This window comes from Sulfitobacter faviae, assembly GCF_029870955.1.
Taxonomy (GTDB): domain Bacteria; phylum Pseudomonadota; class Alphaproteobacteria; order Rhodobacterales; family Rhodobacteraceae; genus Sulfitobacter; species Sulfitobacter faviae.
The window spans coordinates 2,082,330-2,104,271 of sequence record NZ_PGFQ01000001.1 but is presented as its reverse complement, the minus strand read 5'-3'; the positions used below and the strand labels follow the sequence as shown (position 1 = coordinate 2,104,271).

Genomic DNA, 21,942 nt, shown 5'->3' with positions numbered 1-21,942 from the left:
ACTCTCGAGCCGCGCCAAGCGCGGAATGCCTTTTGCATAAGGTTCTAACTGGGACGTGATGATCTTCTCCTTCATATTGAATGATGTGATGAGATAAGGCGGTACGCGCGCTGCAATTCGATAGTGGCGGCAGAGGGGTTCCATGGCTCCCCGGGGTTTTACCTATGCTATGTCATAGCCACGCCCTCCAAACGCACGGATACAGTCGTACCACGCTCATTACAGGTGGATACCAAACAGGCATGGCCCCCATAGGCCGCCGCGATTTTGCGAACCAAGGCCAGCCCCAAGCCCGACCCTTCAACCTCATCGCGCGATCGCAATGTTGTCATCGGCTGGAAGACACGCTCATGATAACGCGGCGGTATTCCCGGCCCATCATCGGAAACGGTAACTATCATGGCCGCCCCTTCGGTTTTTACAACCACCTCGACCCGCCCGGAACACCGATCATGATGCTTGATCGCGTTTCCAATCAATGCGGCGAAGAGACCGTGCAAGTCCTGTTCGTCAATGCGGACAAAATCGCACCCAAAGTAGTGGTTAATCTCAAAACCCCTTGGCAGCCCGACTTCCTCTACCGCGGCATCAAAGGCCTGCCGAAGCTCAACCTCAGACACATTGCGGCCCCTTCCGGCGCGCGAGTATTGAAGCAGGTCAACCAGCATCCGATCCAACCGCCGCGTATGCCGCTTCATCAAGGCGATGGAACTATGGACCGCAGGGCTTACCTCCAGCCCCGCGTCCTCAATATCCTCGGCGATCCATTCAGGCAGTTCCAACAACGCGCGAATGGAGCCGCGCAGATCGTGGCTCACCAAATGGATAAATTCCTCTGCATCCGCCCCGGGAGGCTGCGGCGGTTCGCGCGAGGGTAGCTCATGGCCTGCAGGTAGCTTTAACAGCCGCTGCGTCATATCGCGACCTCCCAGCGATCAGCGTAAGAGCGAACTACCCCGGGCGCGCGAACTAAAACTAGCGGCTCCATTAAGCGATCTCCCTCAGGAGTCGATGCGCCTCGGCCGGATATTTCGCACGCAGACGCGCCCACCTTTGTATTTGCCTTTCGCGACCAACCCGGCTGGTGATCAGCTGCCATTGCTGTGCCACGCGGGTCAGAGCCATTTTCGGCGAAACCTCGCCCTGAAGCGCCTTATCCAATCCCCTCCCCAATGTTTGGAAATACTCAGACTGTCCTTTCAGATAAAAATCCGGAATCGCCCGCTTAAGCGCCGCGCGATGCACCTCAAGAAAGGATTTTGAATAGGCCGCCTCCACTCCCGGGTCACTGTAGTGCTCATGACGAAAAGGGTCGAAAAACCCATCCGGCTGTCGAACGGCGAGTGTCGACATTGCCGGCGTGACCGCGAAGAGGGCGAATAGGTAGGCGAGTTCTTTCCGGGTCGATGCCGCGCTGATGACAAAGCTCCATCCCCAATTGAAATAGGGGATTTCGAGCAGTTCCTCCCCCACCTGCCCTCCGGGGGTTGGCCCATAAACCATCCGTCCGCGCATCGATGATCGACGAGAGTTAAGGTATTTCTGCGTTCCGCCCCAGCCGATGTTACAATAGACATCGCCCTTCGCGTATCGCGCCCAATTTCCAAACAGCCCCAGGCTCGAAGTTTCGGGGCAAGGCAGTCCGTGATCGCAATCAACTCTTCTAGCGCCGCGACACCCGGGTCATCTGCAATTTGCGGCGTCATATCGGGGGACAGAGGCCAATAGCCCTTGGCGTGAAACCGCACCCACCATTCCCATGCGAGGTACCCCGGCGTGCGGAACAACAGCCCACCATATCGACCGGCCTCTGGTGCATGAAAAAACCGGATTTGCCGGTCCAATTCCTCCCAAGTTTCTGGCTGAACAAGTGGATAGCCGAAACGATCGGCGTAACGCGCTTGTTCCTCTGGATCGCGAAGCATATCGCGATGGTAGAACATCAAATAGGCGTCGCCATCTGTTTGAAAACCATAGGTTTTACCGTCGAACCTATCTCCTTCTTGGTACAGCATAGGATCGCGAAACCCCGGCGGTTCATAGCGTGCGGCGAAGCCATCCAAGGCATGGACCGCACCCGCGGCCACGAGGTCTGCAACACCAAAAGTCGCGGGCAAAGCCACGTCATATCGCGCCTCCCCGAGCACACTATTGAGCATCAGTTCCGCGTTGATCTGATCGACATGTACTTCTTGCAAGTCGACCTCGACCCCGGTCCGTTCTGTAAAGACCTTTGTGACCGGCTCCAGATTGGCCCGCGACCCTTCTGGCAACAGAACCGAAAGCGTCTTGGCGCTACCTCCCAAATCGCGGACCTGCGCGGCCACCTTTATATCGATTGCCTCCCCAAATGCCGGTGCGGCGATCAGCATGCTGACTCCGGCTCCCAAACCGATAGAAAACTTTCGCCTTGTTAACCTGCGCCCGCATGACACGGTTCAATCCTCCGATCCGCTGCCGGGACATCGTCCCCTCTAGCTGCTGGTTTAAGGGCAAGGCGATTAACATTGCGTTAATCGGTCCCCGCTATTCAGATGACATGAAAACGATGCATCTCCCTTGGCGACTGCTGCAACTTTTCGGCAGCCGCATCAGCACCCGACTCCGGGGGGCATTTCTTCTCGTTGCCGCTATCATCGGTCTCGCGGGTTGGATTGCTACGGGGCAAATGCGCGCTGTCTTGGCCAGCCATGCTCACCTAAGCCAAGCAGCGCTGCCGATGTTGGCCGTGTCCCAACAGATCGAGCGGTCATTGAATGGCGTATTTCTTTTAATTGAACAGTTAAATCAGCAAGGTAACGCTGCCTCATCCTCCGCTCTCAGCCGGGAAATCGGGACAAAGATAAGCAAGATTTCCAAGCTCTTAGATGACGTGTCGAGGTCGGAGATCGCGCCCCCTTGGCAGCCCGGTTGGAACAGCGTCTGGAGATGGCGCGGCGCGCGACGAATGCGACGGTTGTCAGCCTTCAGGAGATGCGGCATGCGGAGGCGAAGATCGCCTCGACTCTCGATTTTGTCGAGCAAATTCAAGAGCAAAGTCACATCATCATTGATGACCTGGCCTATCGGCTTTCAAGGCAGACCGAAGCCCTTAGGCCTCCGAGTTCCGGCCAGATCCAAAATCCTACGTCCCGCTTTCCAGACCTGCTGTTAAGTGCGGTCAATCTGAATGACATTCGGCTCAGTCTCGATACGCTCATCAACGTCGTCGTGTCGCAGGGGTTAGAGAACCAGCCCTTTCAATTCGAGCGTGCGAAACTGCTTGTCGAAGAACATCTTCAGGATGCCATCACTCGATTACCACGCATCCACGATACGGCCAGCAGGCAGTCACTAGCCCGCCAAATTGATGCCCTGCGTGACGAACTGCTTGGCCCCGAAACCGGTTTTTTCGCCCATACAACGGCCCGCCTGCAGTTTCACAACAACTTTGAGACGCTGCGCGCGGAACACTTGCCCATGATCGTGGAGATCTCCGATATTTCCTCCGATCTGACCCAGAATACCCTAGAGCGAGTGGATGCTGCGACGGCGGCTTTACGGGATACCATCAACCGGGTCATTTGGACGGTGGGCCTCACCATCGCCGCTGCTTTCCTCGTGATTGCCCTGACCAACGGCTTGGTTATCGAACGGCAGTTTAACCGGCGCATCAGACGCTTGACCCAGGCAGTGACCGCGATCGCTCGGGGAACCTCAACCATCCGATTACCGTGAGAGGGCGGGACGAGCTTGGAGAGATGGCGCGCGCATTGACCGTCTTCCGCACCACGGCGGAGGAGCTGCGGCGCTCGAATATTGAACTGGAGAAATTCGCCTATATCGCTGCGCACGACCTGCGGTCGCCCCTCCGGGCGGTGCATGAATTGAGCCTTTGGGTGCTGGAGGATGAAGACAACGCGCTGAGCGCCGAAAGCCGAAGCTATTTGCTGATGTCTCAACAACGGATCGACCGGCTAAACCGTCTTTTGTCCGATCTTTTGGACTACGCTCGCGCAGGGCAGGACCAGCCTGCGCCGGAGCCTGTCCATCTTGGTCGCTTGGTGACGGAGTTCGCTCGCTACATCGATACCGAAGGCCGTTTCAAAATCACCTTTACCGGGGCGGAGCAGGTCGTCGACGCGCAGCTGACACCCTTGCAGCAGATTTTGAGCAATCTCATCTCGAATGCGATCAAACACCATGACCGGGATCATGGGACGATCCATATCAGTGCACAACGGCGACAGGACCACCTTGTCTTGACCGTCCGCGATGATGGGCCGGGTATAGAGCTTCGGCATCAGCAAAAGATATTTGAACTCTTTCAAACCCTTAAACCACGCGATGAGGTTGAGGGGAGCGGCTTGGGCCTCGCCATCGTAAGCAAGCTTGCGGCCCACCAAAAAGGCAAGGTCACGCTATTTTCCGACCCTGACAAAGGGCGCGGCGCGACCTTTGTGGTTGAGCTTCCGCTGGCACCACAAGCGCATCAATCCCTGCCCGTGGCGGCCGCAGCGTGACAGCAGTCGGAAAGGAATATCGGATGAAAACGACGCCCGCGAAATTTCTTATCGTCGATGACGACAAAGTCAGCGTGATGGCCATGCAACGGGCGATGCGCAAATTGAAAATCGTCAATGAGACGGCGGTTTGCCATGACGGCCAGCAGGCGCTTGAGTTTCTGGCGGAGGAGGTGAAGCGGCACGGGCGATTGCCGCCCTATATCATCACGCTCGACCTCAATATGCCGCGCATGGGCGGGCTTGAGTTCTTGGAGGTCGTCCGGGCCGATCCCGCCTTGGAGCGTATGGTGGTTTTCGTCTTCACGACCTCCGACATGCCCACGGATGTGCAATCGGCCTATAGCAAGAATGTCGCGGGCTATATCGTGAAGGAGAACCCGTCAGAGACCTTTGCCAATGCACTCGACATGCTGAACACCTATGCGCGGATTGTGGAGCTGCCCAGTTAGGCCGATGAGAACCGGATAAACGCCAGTGAAAGCCTCCCCCGAAACGAAAAGAGGCGCCCCATTGCTGGCGCGCCTCCGGAACCTTAGCCGAAAGGGCTGGCTTACATCATGCCGCCCATGCCGCCCATGTCGGGCATGCCGCCTGCGGGGGCTGCGCCCTCTTTGGCGGGCTTGTCGGCAACCATCGCTTCGGTGGTGATCAGCAGACCTGCGATCGAAGCTGCATCTTGCAGTGCGGTGCGCACCACTTTCGCCGGGTCGATGACGCCGAAGGAGAACATGTCGCCATATTCTTCGGTCTGTGCGTTGAAGCCGAACTTCAGGTCGTCGCTTTCGCGGATTTTGCCGGCCACAACCGAACCGTCCACACCAGCGTTCTCAGCGATCTGACGCAGCGGTGCTTCCAGCGCCTTGCGGACGATGGAGATACCGACGTTCTGGTCGTTGTTGTCGCCAGTGAGGCCTTCCAGCTTCTTGGCGCCTTGAACCAGAGCCACACCACCGCCAACGACGATGCCTTCTTGAACAGCGGCACGTGTCGCGTTCAGGGCGTCATCGACGCGGTCCTTGCGCTCTTTCACTTCGACTTCGGTCATGCCGCCAACGCGGATCACGGCAACACCGCCTGCCAGTTTGGCAACGCGTTCTTGCAGCTTCTCACGGTCGTAGTCGGAGGTGGTCTCTTCGATCTGGTTACGGATCTGAGCCACGCGGGCTTCGATCTCGGCCTTCTCGCCAGCGCCGTCAACGACGGTGGTCTCGTCTTTGGTGATCGACACTTTCTTGGCCGAACCCAGCATGTCCATGGTCACGGACTCGAGCTTCATGCCGAGGTCTTCGGAGATCACTTGACCACCGGTCAGGATCGCGAGGTCTTGCAGCATCGCTTTGCGACGGTCACCGAAGCCCGGTGCCTTCACAGCAGCAATTTTCAGACCACCACGCAGCTTGTTCACGACGAGGGTCGCCAGGGCTTCGCCCTCGACGTCTTCGGCGATGATCAGCAGCGGCTTCTGGGACTGGATGACCTGCTCGAGTAGCGGCACCATCGGCTGAAGGCTCGACAGTTTCTTCTCGTGCAGCAGGATGATCGCGTCTTCCAGTTCGACAGTCATCTTGTCGGAGTTGGTGACGAAATAGGGGCTCAGGTAGCCACGGTCGAACTGCATGCCTTCGACGACATCGGTCTCGGTTTCCAGACCTTTGTTCTCTTCGACGGTGATCACGCCTTCGTTGCCGACTTTCTGCATCGCGTCCGCGATCTGGCGGCCGATTTCACGCTCACCGTTGGCGGAGATGGTGCCAACCTGCGCGACTTCGTCGCTGTCGGACACGTCGCGTGCGGCGGCTTTGATCGCGTCGACGACCTTGGCAGTCGCCAGATCGATGCCGCGCTTGAGGTCCATCGGGTTCATGCCAGCGGCAACCGATTTCATGCCTTCGCGCACGATGGCTTGGGCCAGAACGGTCGCGGTGGTGGTGCCGTCACCGGCTTCGTCGTTGGTCCGGGAAGCGACTTCCTTGACCATCTGCGCGCCCATGTTCTCGAACTTGTCTTCCAGTTCGATTTCCTTCGCCACGGATACACCGTCTTTGGTGATGCGCGGCGCGCCGAAGGATTTGTCCAGAACCACGTTCCGGCCTTTGGGGCCGAGTGTGACTTTCACCGCATCGGCAAGGATGTTCACACCCTTGAGCATCCGGTTGCGGGCATCGGTGTCAAATTTGACGTCCTTAGCAGCCATGTTGTCTTCTCCTAAAATCTTGGATTGATGTGAGCGTCTTCAAAGGGTCGGCAAGCCGGGTGGCTTACGCGATGATCCCCATGATGTCGCTTTCTTTCATCATCAGCATTTCTTCGCCGTCGACGGTGACCTCTGTGCCGGACCACTTGCCGAACAGGATTTTGTCGCCGGGTGCGACGGCCATTTCGATCAGCTCGCCGTTGTCTTTGCGGGCGCCGGTGCCGACAGCCACGACTTCACCTTCGGAAGGCTTTTCCTTGGCGGAATCGGGGATGATCAGCCCGCCGGCGGTTTTCTCTTCGCTTTCTGTGCGCTTGACCAGCACACGGTCATGAAGCGGTTTCAATGCCATCTTTGCAGCTCCTTAAGGCTCAAAGTTACTCTTCCAAGCCACCCCCTCCGGGCGAGGGGTGCAGCCGTTAGCACTCGACCCATGTGAGTGATAACGATGCATAGCTAAGGAGCGGCCCGCGGCCTGTCAACAACGGCGTTGAAAAATTTTGAGCGCATTGGAACCATTATTCGGCCCCTAAAATACGCCCCGCAGTCGCGACAGCCTCGGCCCCCTTTGGGGTCAGCCCGTATATGCCTTTGTCGACCTTTTCAAACCAACCATAGTGATCGTCCCGCATCATGCGGGTCGCCGCCGAGACGCCGGTCGCGCGGGCCACATCCGCGCCTTTTCTTGCGCCCGCTTCGAACAGGTAGACCGCGAGCTTCAGCGCATCCTGACGGTAGGCCGTCACCAGCCCCGCGCGGGTCTGGCCACCGTCGTTCGGATCGCCCTGTCGCCGGGCAAACTCGCGCAAGAGCAGCGCTGCCCGTTTGGCATTCTTGCGCGGCGCATAGGGGCCGGGATCGCAATGCACCTCGACCAGCCCATCCGACAGCCGCACGGTGATCAGCCCCAGCCCCAGCCGCCGGGCCAGCGTGACGTTGTCCTTCACCGCCTTGGCAAAGCGCTTGCCCGGTTGGCGCGCCACAGCAAGGTAAACATCATCCGCCACTTTCAGCCGCGCCAGACATTGGTGGAACAGCGTCAGCGAAAAGCCGAGCTTCAACTCGACCACCACCGGCGGCTCTGCCCCGCGCACGGCCACCACATCCGCCGCGCCGACCTCGGCCTTCACCACATAGCCCTGATCCTCAAGGAAGGCTTTGATCGGCGGGTAAAGATCAGTTTCGCGCGGATTGTTCATGGCGCGCAACTTGCCCCATCGCGCGGCGCTATGCAAAGGGCGGCGGCGCCTGAAGGTGCCGCGCAATGCCGCATTGCAGCGCGCGCAGGTGACAAGCCTATTCAACCTGCTATAAGGCGCGCAAATCCACCCGAACAGACAGGACCGCCCCATGACAACGCTTGTTTTTGGCCATAAATCCCCCGACACCGACAGCACCGGCAGCCCGATCGTTTGGGCGTGGTATCTCAATGAGATCAAAGGCATCCCCGCCAAACCCGTCCTGCTGGGCGAGCCGAATACCGAAGCGCTGTTCATGCTCGACAAATGGGACCTCGAAAAGCCCGAGATCCTGACCGAGCTTGAGGCCGACACCAAGGTTGTCATCGTCGACACCAACAACCCCGCCGAACTGCCCGACAACATCAATGACGCCGATATCACCGGCATCATCGACCACCACCGTCTGGTGGCGGGGCTTGAGACGCGCGGCCCGATCGAGATCAACATCCAGCCCCTCGCCTGCACCGCGACGATCATGTACAAGATGATCGGCAAGGACTGGGCGCAGGCCCCCCGCGGTGTGAAGGCCGCGGCCCTGTCCTGCATCCTGTCGGACACGCTTGAGTTCCGCAGCCCCACCACCACCCAAGAAGACCGCGCCATCGCCCATGACATCGCGCAGGATCTCGGCGTCGATATCACGGACTACGCGGCCGAAATGTTCGCCGCGAAATCCGATGTGTCCTCCTTCAGCGAAGCGGAACTGCTCCGCATGGACAGCAAGGGCTTCGACCTTGATGGCACCAACCTGCGCGTGAGCGTGTTGGAAACCACCTCCCCCGCGCCGCTGCTCGAGCGTAAGGACGCGCTGATGGCCGAGATGCCCAAGGTGGCCGAAGCCGACGGTGCCGCGCAGGTGCTTTTGTTCATTGTCGACATTCTGAAAGAAGAGGCGACGCTCTTGGTGCCCAACGACATGGTCAAACACATCGCCGAGCAGAGCTTTGGCGCTGAGGTCTCCGGCGACACGGTCGTGCTGCCCGGTGTGATGAGCCGTAAAAAGCAGATCATCCCGAACCTCAAGATGTAAGCCAATCGGGCGGGCCAAGTGCCCGCCCTCACTTTTTGAAAGGCCGCCCCATGACCCGCATTATCTCTGCTCTGCCCGACGTATCCGATCAATATGACGCGCTTTTCGTCGATCTTTGGGGCTGCGTGCATGACGGGCGCAAAGCGCTGCCCGCGGCGGTGGCGGCCTTGCAGGCCTATCGCAAGACCGGCGGCAAGGTCGTCTTGGTCACCAACTCCCCCCGCCCCGCGGAGGCGTGGAGAAACAGTTGCAGCAATTCGGCGTGCCGCAAGACGCATGGGACAGCATCGCCACCTCCGGCGATTCCGCGCGGTCAGCGATGTTCCGGGGGGCCGTGGGCGAAAAGGTCTGGTTCATCGGCCATCCCGGAGAGCGCAAGTTTTTCGAGCCGCTGACCATCCTGAAAGCCCCGGTTGAGATCGAGACCGTCCCGCTGGCGCAGGCCGAGGGCATCGTCTGCACCGGCCCCGTCGATGCCATGGCCGACCCGGAAGTCATGCGCCCCGAGTTTGAGCAGGCCATCGCCCGCGGGCTGAAGCTGCTCTGCGCCAACCCCGATATCGTGGTCGACCGGGGCGAGGTACGCGAATGGTGCGCCGGGGCGCTGGCTGCGCTCTATACGGAAATGGGGGCGAAAGCCTCTATTTCGGCAAGCCCCACGCCCCGATCTACGACCTCGCCCGCCGCCGTCTTGCCGCGCTTGAGGTCGACATCCCCGACAACCGCATCCTCGCCATCGGCGACGGCATCCTGACGGATGTCAAAGGCGCGATGGACGAAGGCATCGATTCGCTCTTCATCACCGGGGGCTGGCCGCCGCGGAAACCGCCACGACCGAGCAGCCCGACGAAGCCAAACTCCGCGCCTATCTCGACCGCGAGGCATCGGCCCCGACCTATGCCATCGGCTTCCTGCGCTAACCCAGAAAGAGCTTGATTTTCTGCAACTGCGAAGTAATAAAGTTGCAACTCGGCGCAGCATAGCGTCACTTTGTTACCAAGGAGCCGTCATGTTGGACAATATGCCACGCGGGACGATCTGCATCGAAGATATCGAAATCGGCATGTCGCGCCATCTGCGCAAAGTCGTGACCGATATGGATATCGAACTTTTCGCGCAGGTCTCGACCGACCGCAACCCGGTGCATCTGGATGACGACTATGCCCGCGAGACGATATTCGAGGGGCGCATCGCACATGGGATGCTGACTGCCGGGCTGATCTCGGCGGTGATCGGGGAACAGCTGCCCGGTCATGGCACGATCTACCTTGGGCAATCGCTCAAATTCCTCGGCCCCGTGCGCCCCGGCGATATGGTGCTGGCCGAAGTCACCGTGACCGACATGGACATCGCCAAACGCCGCGTGAAAATGGACTGCCGCTGTACGGTCGACGGCAAACCCGTGCTGGCCGGAGAGGCCACGGTGCTCGCGCCCTCGGCCAAGCTCGACTGAGCGGGCGGTTTTCGCCGCCCGTGCATCTTGCTCTTGCCCCGCAGCACGGCTAGGCAAGGCGCATGCGGATCATCCGAGATTATCAATTCGTCGACCTGCCAGATCGCGGTGCCACCGCCGCGATCGGCAATTTCGATGGCGTGCACCTTGGCCACCGGTCGGTGATCGAACTGGCGCAGCAGGCGGCCCCCGACGCGCCGCTCGGCGTCGTCACCTTTGAGCCGCATCCCCGCGAATATTTCGCCCCCGACGCCCCGCCCTTTCGCCTGATGGGCCGCGAGGCCCGCGCGCATCGGCTGGAAAAGATCGGCGTCAAACGGCTCTATGAACTGGCCTTCAACAGCACGCTGGCGGGCCTCTCGCCCGAGGCCTTTGCCCGCGACGTGCTGCACGAAGGGCTGGGGCTGGCCCATGTGGTCGTCGGCGCTGACTTCTGCTTTGGCAAGGGCCGCGAAGGTACCGCTGAGGATCTGGTTCGCTTCGGCGTGCAATATGGCTTTGGCGTCACCATCGCCCCGCTGATGGCCCGCGATGAGCTGACCGTGTCGTCGACCGCCATCCGCGAAGCACTGACCCGCGGCGCGCCGCGTGAGGCCGCCGCCATGCTGGGCCATTGGCACCGCATCGACGGGCCGGTGATCTCGGGTGAGCAGCGTGGCCGCGAGTTGGGCTTTCCCACCGCGAATATGTCCATCGACGGTCTGCACCCGCCCGCCTTCGGCGTCTATGCCGTGCTGGCTGACGTGCTGGAGGGGCCGCATAAGGGCAGCTATCACGGGGCGGCCAGCATCGGCACCCGCCCGATGTTCGGTGAGAACAAAGCCAATATCGAGACCTATGTCTTTGACTTCAAAGGCGACCTTTATGGCGCGCCACTTTCGGTCGGGCTGGTCGAACATCTGCGGGGCGAAGAGAAGTTTGACAGCCTCGATGCGCTGATCGCCCAGATGGGGCAGGACTGCAACCGCGCCCGGACCATTCTGGCGGCGTTATGAGCGATCCGATCCCCCGCAAGGGCCTGACCCCGAAGTTCTGGGAGAAGAAACCCCTGACGGAGATGTCCCAGACCGAATGGGAAGCGCTCTGCGACGGTTGCGGCAAATGCTGCCTCAACAAGCTCGAAGACGAAGACAGCGGCGAAGTGGCCCTGACCCGCGTCGCCTGCCGCCTGCTTGACGACAGCAGCTGCCGCTGCGTCCATTACGAGAACCGGCATGAATTCGTGCCCGACTGCATCGTGCTGCGCCCCGACAACCTTGATACCCACGCCTATTGGATGCCCCAGACCTGCGCTTACCGCCTGCTCTGGGAGGGCAAGCCCCTGCCCGAGTGGCACCCACTCAAGACCGGCACGCCGGACAGCGTGCATGACGCCGGGGTCAGCGTGCAATTTGATACCGTGTCCGAATTTGATACCCCGTTCGAAGAATGGGAAGACCATATTATCGAGGAGCCCACCTGATGTTTTTCGCCTCTGACAACGCCGGTCCCGTCCACCCCAAGGTGATGGAGCGCGTGATTGCCGCCAATACCGATTTCGCGATGCCCTACGGCAAAGACCCGATCATGGATGAGGTTCGCGACCAAATCAGGCAGCAGTTCGAGGCGCCAGAGGCGGAGGTCTACCTCGTTGCCACCGGCACCGCGGCCAATGCGCTGGCGCTGGCCTGCTACACCCAGCCGTGGCAGACGATCTTCTGTTCCAAGGTCGCGCATATCGAAGAGGATGAGTGCAACGCGCCCGAGTTCTACGCAGGTGCAGCCAAGCTGACGCTGGTGGAGACCGAGGACAAGATGACCCCCGAGGCCCTGCGCCGCGCCATCGTCGCGCGGGTGGCGGGCGACGTGCACACGCCGCAACGCGGTCCGGTGTCGATCACGCAAGTCACGGAACGCGGCGGGGTGCACAGCCTTGAAGAGCTGCGCGCGCTGACCGCGGTGGCCAAGGAGTACGACCTGCCCGTCCATATGGACGGCGCGCGTTTTGCCAATGCGCTGGTGGCCTTGGGCTGCACCCCGGCTGAGATGACGTGGAAATCGGGCGTCGATGTGGTGAGCTTTGGCGGCACCAAGAACGGCTGCATGGGTGTCGAAGCCGTGGTCTTCTTCGACCCAAAAAAGGCGTGGGAGTTCGAATTGCGCCGCAAACGCGGGGCGCATCTCTTCTCCAAACATCGGTATCTCTCGGCCCAGATGGCGGGCTACCTTGCAGATGGCACATGGTTGGAAACAGCCAAAGCGGCCAATGCCAATGCGGCCCATCTTGCCCAAGGGCTGCGCGCGGCGGGAGCGGAATTCCTGCATGAGCCTGCGGCGAACATGATCTTCGCCCGTTTCCCCCGCGCCATCCACCGCAAGCTGCATGAAACGGGCGCGCGCTATTATCTGTGGGACGGCACGCTCGACGGCGACGAAGAGGAGATGGTCGCGGCGCGCATGGTCTGCGACTGGTCGATCAGCCGTGAGCAGATCGACCAGTTCCTGAGCCACTTCTAAACGTTCACGCCAGCGGCACGTCCTTCAGGAAATCACGGATCGCCTCGGCGACCTCGGCAGCATGGGTGATGGGCACCATATGCCCTGCCCCCTCGACCGAAACACGCCGCACGTCCGGCAAGCGGCGCATCAGCGACGCGTTGATCGCATGGGCCGCCTTGGGAGAGGCGCTGCCTTCGACCAAAAGCGCGGGCATCGACGCACGGTCGAACATACCCGGCGCCAGCAACCCCGCGCTATCCTCGCCCAAAAAGGGCGAAGAGGCGGGGATGAAGCCGATGCGGTCGACCATATAGGCGCGGGTCGGCTCAGGGATTTGATCCCATTTCGTGCCATCGCCCCAAACGCGGTTGAACAGCCGCGCGGCGGTTTCCGCGTCGCCGCCGGCTAAAGCCGCCTCAAAGGCCGCGTTCTGTTCGTTGTATTCGGCCATCGCCTCGGGATCATCCTGTTTGGCGGCGGCGAAATAGACCGGCTCGATCAGTGTGATGCTGCGCACCAGTTCGGGATGCTCGATCGCCAACCGCATCGCCACCGTCGCGCCAAAGGAATGGCCGATCAGGTCCATCGGCGCTTCGAGCAGGCTCAGCGCCATCTCGGTCGCCACGTCGTGGATATTGCCCTGCCCGTCCCAATCGCCCGACCGCCCGTGCATCGGCAGGTCGAAGGCGCGCAGGGTCATCTCATCCGACAGCGCCGCCCCGATGCCCCGCCACGCGCCGGAATGCGCCAGCGAGCAATGGATCGCCAAGGCCGGGCGCGGGCCGTGACCAAAACGGCGCGCGTTAATCTCTGGGGTCACAGCTTGCCCCCGAGGTGCAGGTCGAGGTCTTCCAAACGGTCCTGCCCCAGAACTTCTGATCTCCGACGATATAGAACGGCGCGCCAAAGACACCCTGCGCGACGGCCTCTTCAAGGTTCGCGGCATAGGTTTCTGCCCCTGCAACAGCCCGCTGTCGGCCAGCGCGGGATCGAACCCCGCCTCACTCAGACAGGCGCGGACCACATCGTCATGGCCGATGTCCTTTTCCTCGGCCCAGACGGCGCGGGTGATGGCATGGGTCAGCTTGCCCAAATCGCCCCCGCCCGCGTTCTGCGCCGCGATCACCGCATAGGCCGCGGGCGCGCCATTCGTCGGCCAATGCGCGGGCTTGAGGTTGAAGGGCAGGCCCAGCTTGCGTGCCTGCCGCGGCAGGTCTTGGGCGCGGTATTCATTCCGGCTGGGGTGACGCTCTGCCGGGGGCAGTCCGCCAGTGCGCGGGAAAGCGGCCACGATGTCGAAAGGTTTGTAAACGATTTCGGCCCCGTGCTTTTCGGCAATCGCCTCAAGCCGATTCCCGGCGAGGTAGCAATAGGGTGACAGCGTTGCGAAAAAATAGTCGATCCGGGCCATTTGGCTCTCCTTCGGGGGCGGTGCAGCTTTGCCCGACCGTAAGCGCATGCTAAGCGGTGTCAACGTCACGAATCTGCAACCTACCGCTGCCCCGGAGCCCCTATGCCACGCACTTCAGAACCTAAACTGATCTCAGGCAATGCCAATATGCCGCTTGCCAAGGCCATCGCGCGGCGCATGTCGCTGCACCGCGGCGTCAATGTCGGCCTTGTCGATGCACGGGTCGAGCGGTTCAACGACGGCGAGATTTTCGTCGAGGTTTATGAGAACGTGCGCGGCGAGGATATGTTCATTATCCAGCCCACGTCGAACCCCGCGAACGACAACCTGATGGAACTGATGATCATGGCCGATGCGCTGCGCCGATCCTCTGCCGCGCGGGTCACTGCGGTGCTGCCCTATTTCGGCTACGCCCGTCAGGACCGCCGCACCAAGGCGCGCACGCCGATCACCGCCAAAATGGTCGCCAACATGCTGACCGGCAGCGGGATCGAGCGGATCCTGACCATGGACCTGCACGCCGCGCAGATCCAAGGCTTCTTCGACATTCCGGTCGACAACCTCTACGCCTCCCCGATCTTTGCGCTGGATATCAAGGACGCTTTCAAAGACCGTATGGATGAGCTGATGGTCGTCAGCCCCGACGTCGGCGGTGTGGCCCGCGCGCGTGAACTGGCCAAGCGGATCAACTCCCCCCTGTCGATCGTCGACAAACGCCGCGAGAAAGCGGGCGAAGTGGCCGAGATGACCGTGATCGGCGATGTGAAGGGCAAGACCTGCCTGATCGTGGACGACATCTGCGACACCGCGGGCACGCTCTGCAAAGCCGCCGAAGTGCTGTTGGAGAACGGCGCCAAGGAGGTGCACTCCTACATCACCCACGGCGTCATGTCCGGCCCGGCGGTCGAACGTGTGGCCAATTCGGTCATGAAATCGCTGGTCATCACCGACAGCATCGCGCCGACCCCCGCGGTTAAGAAAGCGCCGAACATCCGCATCGTGCCCACCGCGCCGATGTTCGCCCAAGCGATCCTGAACATCTGGAACGGCACCTCCGTCTCCTCGCTGTTCGAGGCGGAAACGCTGGGCCCGATCTATGACGGGATGTATGCCGCGAGCTAAGCCGCGTGCTGTGATCTAGGGTTGGCCCAAACGGGCCGCCCGCGCCTTTTGGGCCCCTCCCGCCGAAGCGACGGGCCTAGCCGATGACCCAGTCATCCTCCTCCCCCAGTGATCCAATCGCCGTCCAAGCCAGCCGCGCCCGTGCGACGCGGGTGTCGCCCCATGTGCGGAACACCATGTCAAAGCCCGCCTCGGTCACCGCCTCGGCGCAGATGTCGGCGCGGGTGACGGTGCTGGCGTCGATGTCCCAAAGCGACATCGTGACCTGAACATGCGGCGGCTCTCGGAAGGGTTCGGAAAAATTGATCCGGCGGCGGCGCTCACGCTGGCCATGACCCGTCCACATCGAACCGCCGTCTTCGAACTCGGAAAACAGCATGACATCGCCATTGTCCACGCCGATGGTATGGCTGCGCAGTCGTTTCATATCCCTAGCCTACCCGCTTTTTCGATCACTGCACAATGATGCCGCAGCAGCGAGAGGCAGAAAAGCAAAAAGCCCCGCCGAAGCGGGGCTTTTCACGAATTTTCAACGCATTACAGGTTGGGCTGCTTGCTCGACAACCCGATGTGATCACCCACGGCAACCATATCGGAGAGCAGCTTGGCGGCGTCATCCACGGGGCCGGGCTCATTCTCCCAGTTGTCCTTGGCGCGGGTGTAGACGGCATGCGCCTCTGCCACCATGCTGTCCATCTGCTCCTGCGTCATGTCGGCACGCGCCACGGCACGTTCCGCCAGCACAGACACGCCGCCCTGCCCGCCGATTTCGGCGAAGCCGCCGGTCACGACATATTCGGTCGTGCCCTCCGGCCCTTCCACGCGCAGAAGGCCCGGACGCAGGGTGGTGATGGTGGGCGCATGATCGGCCATGGCCGTCATGTCGCCCTCGGTGCCCGGAATCTGCACGGCCGTCACCTGCATCGATGCCAGCCGCCGTTCCGGCGAAACGAGGTCGAATTGCATTGTGTCTGCCATTGTCAGCGCTCCTTAAGCGGCGTCTGCCGCCATTTTCTCGGCTTTCGCCTTCACTTCGTCGATGCCGCCAACCATGTAGAAGGCACCTTCGGGCAGGTGGTCATACTCACCGGCAACCACGGCCTTGAAGGACGCGATGGTTTCTTCCAGCGGCACCTGAACGCCGTCGGAACCGGTGAAGACTTTCGCCACGTCGAAGGGCTGGCTGAGGAAACGCTCGATCTTACGGGCGCGGGCCACGGTCAGCTTGTCCTCTTCGCTCAACTCGTCCATGCCGAGAATGGCGATGATGTCCTGAAGCGATTTGTAGCGCTGAAGCACCTGCTGCACGTCTGTCGCCACTTTGTAGTGCTCGTCGCCGATGATCAGCGGGTCAAGCAGACGCGAGGTGGAGCCGAGCGGGTCAACCGCCGGGTAGATGCCCTTTTCCGAGATCGAACGGTCAAGAACCGTTGTCGCGTCGAGGTGGGCAAAGGAGGTCGCCGGCGCGGGGTCGGTAAGGTCGTCCGCGGGAACGTAGACGGCCTGAACCGAGGTGATCGAGCCATTCTTGGTCGACGCAATACGCTCCTGCATGACGCCCATGTCGGTCGCCAGTGTCGGCTGGTAGCCCACAGCAGAAGGAATGCGGCCCAGAAGGGCGGACACTTCGGAACCGGCCTGCGTGAAGCGGAAGATGTTGTCGACGAAGAACAGAACGTCGGAACCGGATTCGTCGCGGAACTGCTCGGCCAGTGTCAGGCCGGTCAGGGCGATCCGCATACGCGCGCCCGGAGGCTCGTTCATCTGGCCGTAGACCAGCGCAATTTTCGAATCCACAAGGTTGTCGGGAACGATAACGCCGGATTCGATCATCTCGTGGTAGAGGTCGTTGCCCTCACGGGTCCGCTCACCCACGCCCGCGAACACGGAGAGACCCGAGTGCACTTTGGCGATGTTGTTGATCAGTTCCATGATGAGAACAGTCTTGCCCACGCCGGCACCGCCGAAGAGGCCAATCTTACCACCCTTGGTGTAGGGGGCCAGCAGGTCGATAACCTTGATGCCGGTGACGAGGATCTCGGTCTCGGTCGACTGGGCCGCGAACTCGGGCGCTTCGCCGTGAATGGCGCGGGAGTTGTCCGCGTTGACCGGGCCCTGCTCGTCCACGGCTTCGCCGGTGACGTTCATGATGCGGCCCAGGGTCGCGTTGCCGACAGGCACGCGGATCTGGTCGCCGGTGTCGGTCACGTCCTGACCGCGGACCAAACCCTCGGTGGCGTCCATCGCAATGGCACGCACGGTGTTTTCGCCAAGGTGCTGCGCCACTTCGAGAACCAGCGTCTTGCCTTGGTTCTCGGTGTGGAGCGCGTTGAGAATCTCGGGCAGTTCACCCTCGAATTGAACGTCAACGACAGCGCCGATGACCTGTGTAATTTTACCGACAGCTTTTGCCATGTCGTGTCTCCGATTTGCTTACAGCGCTTCCGCGCCGGAAATGATTTCGATCAGCTCGTTGGTGATGACAGCCTGACGCGAGCGGTTGTACTCAATGGTCAGCTTGTCGATCATCTCGCCCGCGTTGCGTGTGGCGTTGTCCATCGCCGACATCCGGGCACCCTGTTCGGATGCACCGTTCTCCAGCAGAGCCGAGAAGATCGCCGTGGCGACCCCGCGCGGCAGAAGGTCGGCCAAGACCGCCTCTTCGCTGGGTTCATAGTCGAACAATGTGGACGCTGCGCTGTCGTCGCCTTCTTCGCCGTCGAATTTGGCGGGGATGATCTGCTGCGCCGTCGGCGTCTGCATGACCACGTTGACGAACTTCGCGTAGAAGATCGTCGCCACGTCAAATTCGCCCGCGTCAAAGCGGTTCAGCACGTCCTGCGCGATGTTCTGCGCGTCGCCGTAGCCGATCTTTTTGACTTCGCTGAGGTCAACATGGCCCACCAGATGATCGCCCAGATCGCGGCGCAGCGCGTCGCGGCCCTTCTTACCAACGGTGAGGATTTTCACCTCTTTGCCCTGGGCCAGCAGATCGCGCGCATGGGCCTTGGCCTTCTTCGCGATGTTGCTGTTGAAGCCGCCGCACAGCCCGCGTTCGGCGGTCATGACCACCAGCAGATGCACCTTGTCTTCACCCGTGCCGCTGAGCAGCTTGGGCGCGCTGTCGGAACCGCCGACGCTGGCCGCGAGCCCTGCCATCACGGCATTGAACCGCTCAGAATAGGGACGCGAAGCCTCGGCAGCCTCCTGCGCGCGGCGAAGTTTCGCCGCGGCAACCATTTGCATGGCCTTGGTGATCTTGCGGGTCGATTTGACCGACGAGATCCTGTTCTTCAGGTCCTTGAGATTTGGCATTGCCTTATCTCCCGTTTAAGCGAAGTCGGCGGCGAAACCGTCGATGGCGGCTTTGATCTTCTCTTCCAACTCGCCTTTGACCTTGCGGTCGTTGTTGGTGATGTCCTTGAGAAGGTCGTCATGCTTGCTGCGCAGATGCGCCAGCAGACCCGCTTCGAAGCGGCCAACGTCCGAGATGTCCACCTTGTCGAGATAGCCGTGGGTACCGGCGTAGATCACGCAGACGATTTCCGAGTTGGTCAGCGGCGCGTACTGCGGCTGCTTCATCAGTTCGGTCAGACGCGCACCACGGTTCAGCAGCTGCTGGGTCGCGGCGTCGAGGTCGGAGCCGAACTGCGCGAAGGCCGCCATTTCGCGGTACTGGGCCAGCGACAGCTTCACCGGACCGGCGACCGAGGACATCGCCTTGGTCTGGGCCGAGGAGCCAACACGCGAAACCGACAGACCGGTGTTCACGGCGGGACGGATGCCTTGGTAGAACAGTTCGGTCTCAAGGAAGATCTGACCGTCGGTGATCGAGATCACGTTGGTCGGAATAAAGGCGGACACGTCGCCACCCTGGGTCTCAATGATCGGCAGCGCGGTCAGAGAGCCGTTGCCAGCTTCGTCACCCAGCTTCGCGGAACGCTCAAGCAGGCGGGAGTGGAGGTAGAAAACGTCGCCCGGGTAAGCTTCGCGGCCCGGCGGGCGGCGCAGCAGCAGGGACATCTGACGGTAGGACACGGCCTGCTTGGAGAGGTCATCGTAGATGATCAGCGCGTGGCGGCCGTTGTCGCGGAAATGCTCGGCCATCGCGGTGGCGGCATAGGGCGCGAGGAACTGCATCGGCGCGGGCTCGGAAGCGGTGGCGGCCACGACGATGGAGTAGTCGATCGCGCCCGTCTCTTCGAGCTTTTTCACCAGCTGCGCCACGGTCGAGCGTTTCTGACCGATCGCGACGTAGACGCAGTACATCTTCTTGCTCTCGTCGTCGCCAGCGGCTTCGTTGACCTGCTGCTGGTTCAGCATCGCGTCGAGCGCGACGGCGGTCTTGCCGGTCTGACGGTCGCCAATGATCAGCTCACGCTGGCCACGGCCGATCGGGATCATGGCGTCAACGGACTTGAGGCCAGTGGCCATCGGCTCGTGCACGGATTTACGCGGGATGATGCCCGGTGCCTTCACGTCGGCGATGCCGCGCTTGGTGGCGCCGATGGGGCCTTTGCCGTCGATGGGGTTGCCCAGACCGTCAACAACGCGGCCCAGCAGTTCGTCACCGATTGGCACGTCCACGATGGAGTTGGTGCGCTTGACGGTGTCGCCTTCGGTAATGTCGCGGTCGGAGCCGAAGATAACGACACCCACGTTGTCGGCTTCGAGGTTCAGGGCCATGCCCTGAATGCCGCCGGGGAATTCGACCATTTCACCGGCCTGAACGTTGTCCAGACCATAGACGCGGGCGATACCGTCACCGACGGAGAGAACGCGACCCACTTCGGCCACTTCGGTTTCCTGACCGAAATCCTTGATCTGGTCCTTCAGGATCGCAGAAATCTCTGCTGCTTGGATACCCATTTATCCGACCTCTTTCATTACATTCTGGAGGGAATTGAGCTTGGAGCGGATCGAGGTGTCGATCATCTTCGAGCCCACTTTGACGACAAGACCGCCGATGAGGCTTTCATCAACGGTCGCATGAAGTGATACTTTTTTGCCGGTGGAAGCGGTCAGCGATTTCGCCAGCTTGTCCGACTGTGTCTTCGTCAGTGCCTTGGCCGTTGTGACCTCGGCAGTGATTTCGCCTTTGGCTTCGGCAATGGTCTCGCGCAGCGCTTTGACCAGCGCGGGCAGCGCGAACAGGCGGCGCTTTTGCGCCATCAGTTGCAGCGTGTTCGCCATGGTCTTGGTCAGGCCCATCTTTTCGGCCAGCACCTTGATCGCCTGTTCCTGCTCCTCGCGGGTATAGAGCGGCGAAGTGGTCAGGCGGCGAAAATCGTCGCTGTCGTTCAATGCCGCTTCAAGCGCGGTAAGATCGCCCTCGATGGCATCGACCTGATTGGCCTCGCGGGCCAGATCGTACACGGCTGTCGCATAACGTTCCGCGATACCGGTGGAAATGGAAGCAGGTTCGGACACGTCCATCCTCTCGTTCAATAAGCGCCGGATATGCGAAGATGTCGCGTCACCAGCAGTTGGCGCGGCTTGAAGTTACCCAAGACGTCTAAATCAGGGGCGATGTAGCAGACAGGTTCACGCCCGGCAACACAGTATAGGCAGGTAATGTCGCGGCGTGCTGCAATATTGCAAGGGCTGCGGCCTATCGCGGCTCTTTGCCGCAGAAAAATGCCACCCCGACCACCGCTGGAGCAGGCCCACGAATCCAGCCCCCTCGCTCGCTGCATGCGCTAAGTCTACAAGGCGCTGAGGCGTTTAGACGGGTTTGGCCTGCGGCTCTGCCATCCCCTCCAACACCCCGATGGCGCGCCTTGCGGTGCTGCGTTGCGGACGACCTCGCGGCGGGTAAACCAGTTTCGTGGCCTCCACCAAGATCGCGCCGCCGCCCATCATCGTCGGCATCTGACGTCCGATTTTCTCGAACAAAGGCGCCGACTTCATCCAGATTCGCTGCTGCGACGGGAACTGGTAAAGCGCGCCGAGGTGCCGTTCCGGCAGGAACTGATGCTTGCGCAACTGCGTCTCTAACTGCCCCGGCGAATAGGGCCGCCCATAGCCGAAAGGCGTGCGGTCCCGCCGTGCCCACATGCCCGCGCGGCTTGGCACGATGAACAGTGCCTTGCCCCCCGGCCCCAGCACGCGCCAGCATTCGTCCAGCAGTTCACTGGGCCGCTCAGAGGTTTCGAGCCCGTGCATCAGCACCAGCTTATCCACCGCCCCCGTCTCGACCGGCCAAAGCGTCTCTTCCGTCAGGACCGAGGTGTTGGGCATCCCCGCCGGCCAAGGCATCACCCCTGCGGGCCGGGCATCAGGACCATCACCCGCCGCGCATCCGCCAGATAGGGGCGCAGCAGGGGCGCGGCAAAGCCAAAGCCGACAACGGTCTGGCCCTTCGCTTCGGGCCAAAGCTCCAACAACCGCCCGCGCAGGGATTTCTGCGCCGCACGTCCCAACGCGCTGCGATAATAGAAATTGCGCAGATCCTGTACATCAAGATGCATTGCAGCCCGCCTTGGTGAGTGTCACTCTTAACGGACCA

Annotated in this window: 20 protein-coding genes and 5 pseudogenes; 10 read left to right on the top strand and 15 right to left on the bottom strand. The window is 61.3% G+C overall.

The window, feature by feature from the left end; genetic code table 11:
• Positions 1–167: 167 nt before the first annotated feature.
• The 3 genes and pseudogenes from CUR85_RS10890 to CUR85_RS20185 form a co-directional block, all read right to left on the bottom strand.
• Complete coding sequence (locus CUR85_RS10890; protein WP_082852124.1) at positions 168–917, bottom strand: sensor histidine kinase; 750 nt, start codon at positions 915–917, stop codon at positions 168–170.
• 70 nt (positions 918–987) lie between these two features.
• Entirely contained in the window at positions 988–1,473 is a 486-nt protein-coding gene (locus tag CUR85_RS20190; RefSeq protein ID WP_280322899.1) for a type 2 periplasmic-binding domain-containing protein, read from the bottom strand.
• Positions 1,474–1,808: 335 nt separating this feature from the next.
• Positions 1,809–2,372: pseudogene (locus tag CUR85_RS20185) on the bottom strand (extracellular solute-binding protein); the annotation flags it as partial.
• A gap of 538 nt (positions 2,373–2,910) precedes the next feature.
• Between CUR85_RS20185 and CUR85_RS10875 the strand changes: the two are divergent.
• From CUR85_RS10875 to CUR85_RS10865, 3 genes are read left to right on the top strand one after another with little or no spacing between them, the layout of a single operon-like run.
• A complete protein-coding gene (locus tag CUR85_RS10875; protein ID WP_280322634.1) occupies positions 2,911–3,717 on the top strand; it encodes a hypothetical protein in 807 nt (268 codons plus the stop codon).
• Positions 3,718–3,740: 23 nt separating this feature from the next.
• Positions 3,741–4,502, top strand: coding sequence for a sensor histidine kinase (locus tag CUR85_RS10870; RefSeq protein WP_280322633.1), 762 nt, complete (start codon positions 3,741–3,743; stop codon positions 4,500–4,502).
• Between the two features lie 23 nt (positions 4,503–4,525).
• A complete protein-coding gene (locus CUR85_RS10865) occupies positions 4,526–4,954 on the top strand; it encodes a response regulator (protein ID WP_067267334.1) in 429 nt (142 codons plus the stop codon).
• Positions 4,955–5,055: 101 nt separating this feature from the next.
• Here the strand turns inward: CUR85_RS10865 and groL are convergent, their stop codons facing one another.
• The 3 genes from groL to CUR85_RS10850 all read right to left on the bottom strand — a co-directional run bounded on the left by groL (position 5,056) and on the right by CUR85_RS10850 (position 7,898).
• Positions 5,056–6,699, bottom strand: a complete 1,644-nt coding sequence (gene groL / locus CUR85_RS10860; RefSeq protein WP_067267336.1) for a chaperonin GroEL — start codon at positions 6,697–6,699, stop codon at positions 5,056–5,058.
• Between the two features lie 64 nt (positions 6,700–6,763).
• A complete protein-coding gene (gene groES / locus CUR85_RS10855) occupies positions 6,764–7,051 on the bottom strand; it encodes a co-chaperone GroES (protein WP_067267338.1) in 288 nt (95 codons plus the stop codon).
• 166 nt (positions 7,052–7,217) lie between these two features.
• Entirely contained in the window at positions 7,218–7,898 is a 681-nt protein-coding gene (locus tag CUR85_RS10850; RefSeq protein ID WP_067267340.1) for a DUF2161 domain-containing phosphodiesterase, read from the bottom strand.
• Positions 7,899–8,049: 151 nt separating this feature from the next.
• Between CUR85_RS10850 and CUR85_RS10845 the strand changes: the two genes are divergently transcribed.
• The 6 genes and pseudogenes from CUR85_RS10845 to CUR85_RS10820 all read left to right on the top strand — a co-directional run bounded on the left by CUR85_RS10845 (position 8,050) and on the right by CUR85_RS10820 (position 12,919).
• Positions 8,050–8,970, top strand: coding sequence for a manganese-dependent inorganic pyrophosphatase (locus CUR85_RS10845; protein WP_067267341.1), 921 nt, complete (start codon positions 8,050–8,052; stop codon positions 8,968–8,970).
• 50 nt (positions 8,971–9,020) lie between these two features.
• Positions 9,021–9,890 (top strand): annotated as a pseudogene (locus CUR85_RS10840) (TIGR01459 family HAD-type hydrolase).
• Positions 9,891–9,979: 89 nt separating this feature from the next.
• Positions 9,980–10,423 carry a MaoC family dehydratase gene (locus tag CUR85_RS10835; RefSeq protein ID WP_067267345.1) on the top strand — a complete coding sequence of 148 codons (444 nt, stop codon included), beginning with the start codon at positions 9,980–9,982 and terminating at the stop codon, positions 10,421–10,423.
• 62 nt (positions 10,424–10,485) lie between these two features.
• The gene (locus CUR85_RS10830) at positions 10,486–11,418 is read left to right on the top strand and encodes a bifunctional riboflavin kinase/FAD synthetase (RefSeq protein WP_136720391.1); all 933 of its coding nucleotides are present in this window, start codon (positions 10,486–10,488) and stop codon (positions 11,416–11,418) included.
• The gene (locus CUR85_RS10825; protein ID WP_067262747.1) at positions 11,415–11,885 is read left to right on the top strand and encodes a YcgN family cysteine cluster protein; all 471 of its coding nucleotides are present in this window, start codon (positions 11,415–11,417) and stop codon (positions 11,883–11,885) included. The genes CUR85_RS10830 and CUR85_RS10825 overlap by 4 nt, the downstream gene beginning before the upstream one ends.
• Positions 11,885–12,919, top strand: a complete 1,035-nt coding sequence (locus CUR85_RS10820) for a threonine aldolase family protein (protein ID WP_067262744.1) — start codon at positions 11,885–11,887, stop codon at positions 12,917–12,919. Before CUR85_RS10825 ends, CUR85_RS10820 begins: the two co-directional genes overlap by 1 nt.
• A gap of 4 nt (positions 12,920–12,923) precedes the next feature.
• On the opposite strand, the pseudogene CUR85_RS10815 reads toward CUR85_RS10820, so the two are convergent.
• Positions 12,924–13,652: pseudogene (locus CUR85_RS10815) on the bottom strand (alpha/beta fold hydrolase); the annotation flags it as partial.
• A 65-nt stretch (positions 13,653–13,717) separates the two neighbouring features.
• Positions 13,718–14,312: pseudogene (locus CUR85_RS10810) on the bottom strand (DsbA family protein).
• A 102-nt stretch (positions 14,313–14,414) separates the two neighbouring features.
• Here CUR85_RS10810 and CUR85_RS10805 point away from each other — a divergent pair.
• Positions 14,415–15,434: a ribose-phosphate pyrophosphokinase gene (locus CUR85_RS10805; RefSeq protein ID WP_067262737.1), complete on the top strand. Its 1,020-nt coding sequence runs from the start codon at positions 14,415–14,417 to the stop codon at positions 15,432–15,434.
• A 76-nt stretch (positions 15,435–15,510) separates the two neighbouring features.
• Here the strand turns inward: CUR85_RS10805 and CUR85_RS10800 are convergent, their stop codons facing one another.
• From CUR85_RS10800 to CUR85_RS10770, 7 genes and pseudogenes are all read right to left on the bottom strand, one after another.
• The gene (locus tag CUR85_RS10800; RefSeq protein ID WP_067262736.1) at positions 15,511–15,861 is read right to left on the bottom strand and encodes an H-type lectin domain-containing protein; all 351 of its coding nucleotides are present in this window, start codon (positions 15,859–15,861) and stop codon (positions 15,511–15,513) included.
• Between the two features lie 110 nt (positions 15,862–15,971).
• Positions 15,972–16,412 (bottom strand): F0F1 ATP synthase subunit epsilon, encoded by a 441-nt coding sequence (locus CUR85_RS10795; protein WP_067262733.1) that lies wholly within the window; start codon positions 16,410–16,412, stop codon positions 15,972–15,974.
• 12 nt (positions 16,413–16,424) lie between these two features.
• Entirely contained in the window at positions 16,425–17,849 is a 1,425-nt protein-coding gene (gene atpD, locus CUR85_RS10790; protein ID WP_067262730.1) for a F0F1 ATP synthase subunit beta, read from the bottom strand.
• An 18-nt stretch (positions 17,850–17,867) separates the two neighbouring features.
• The gene (locus CUR85_RS10785) at positions 17,868–18,749 is read right to left on the bottom strand and encodes a F0F1 ATP synthase subunit gamma (protein ID WP_136720392.1); all 882 of its coding nucleotides are present in this window, start codon (positions 18,747–18,749) and stop codon (positions 17,868–17,870) included.
• 15 nt (positions 18,750–18,764) lie between these two features.
• Positions 18,765–20,303, bottom strand: coding sequence for a F0F1 ATP synthase subunit alpha (atpA, locus tag CUR85_RS10780; RefSeq protein WP_067262213.1), 1,539 nt, complete (start codon positions 20,301–20,303; stop codon positions 18,765–18,767).
• Entirely contained in the window at positions 20,304–20,864 is a 561-nt protein-coding gene (locus CUR85_RS10775) for a F0F1 ATP synthase subunit delta (RefSeq protein WP_067262214.1), read from the bottom strand.
• A 294-nt stretch (positions 20,865–21,158) separates the two neighbouring features.
• Positions 21,159–21,904: pseudogene (locus CUR85_RS10770) on the bottom strand (methyltransferase domain-containing protein).
• Positions 21,905–21,942 lie beyond the last annotated feature (38 nt).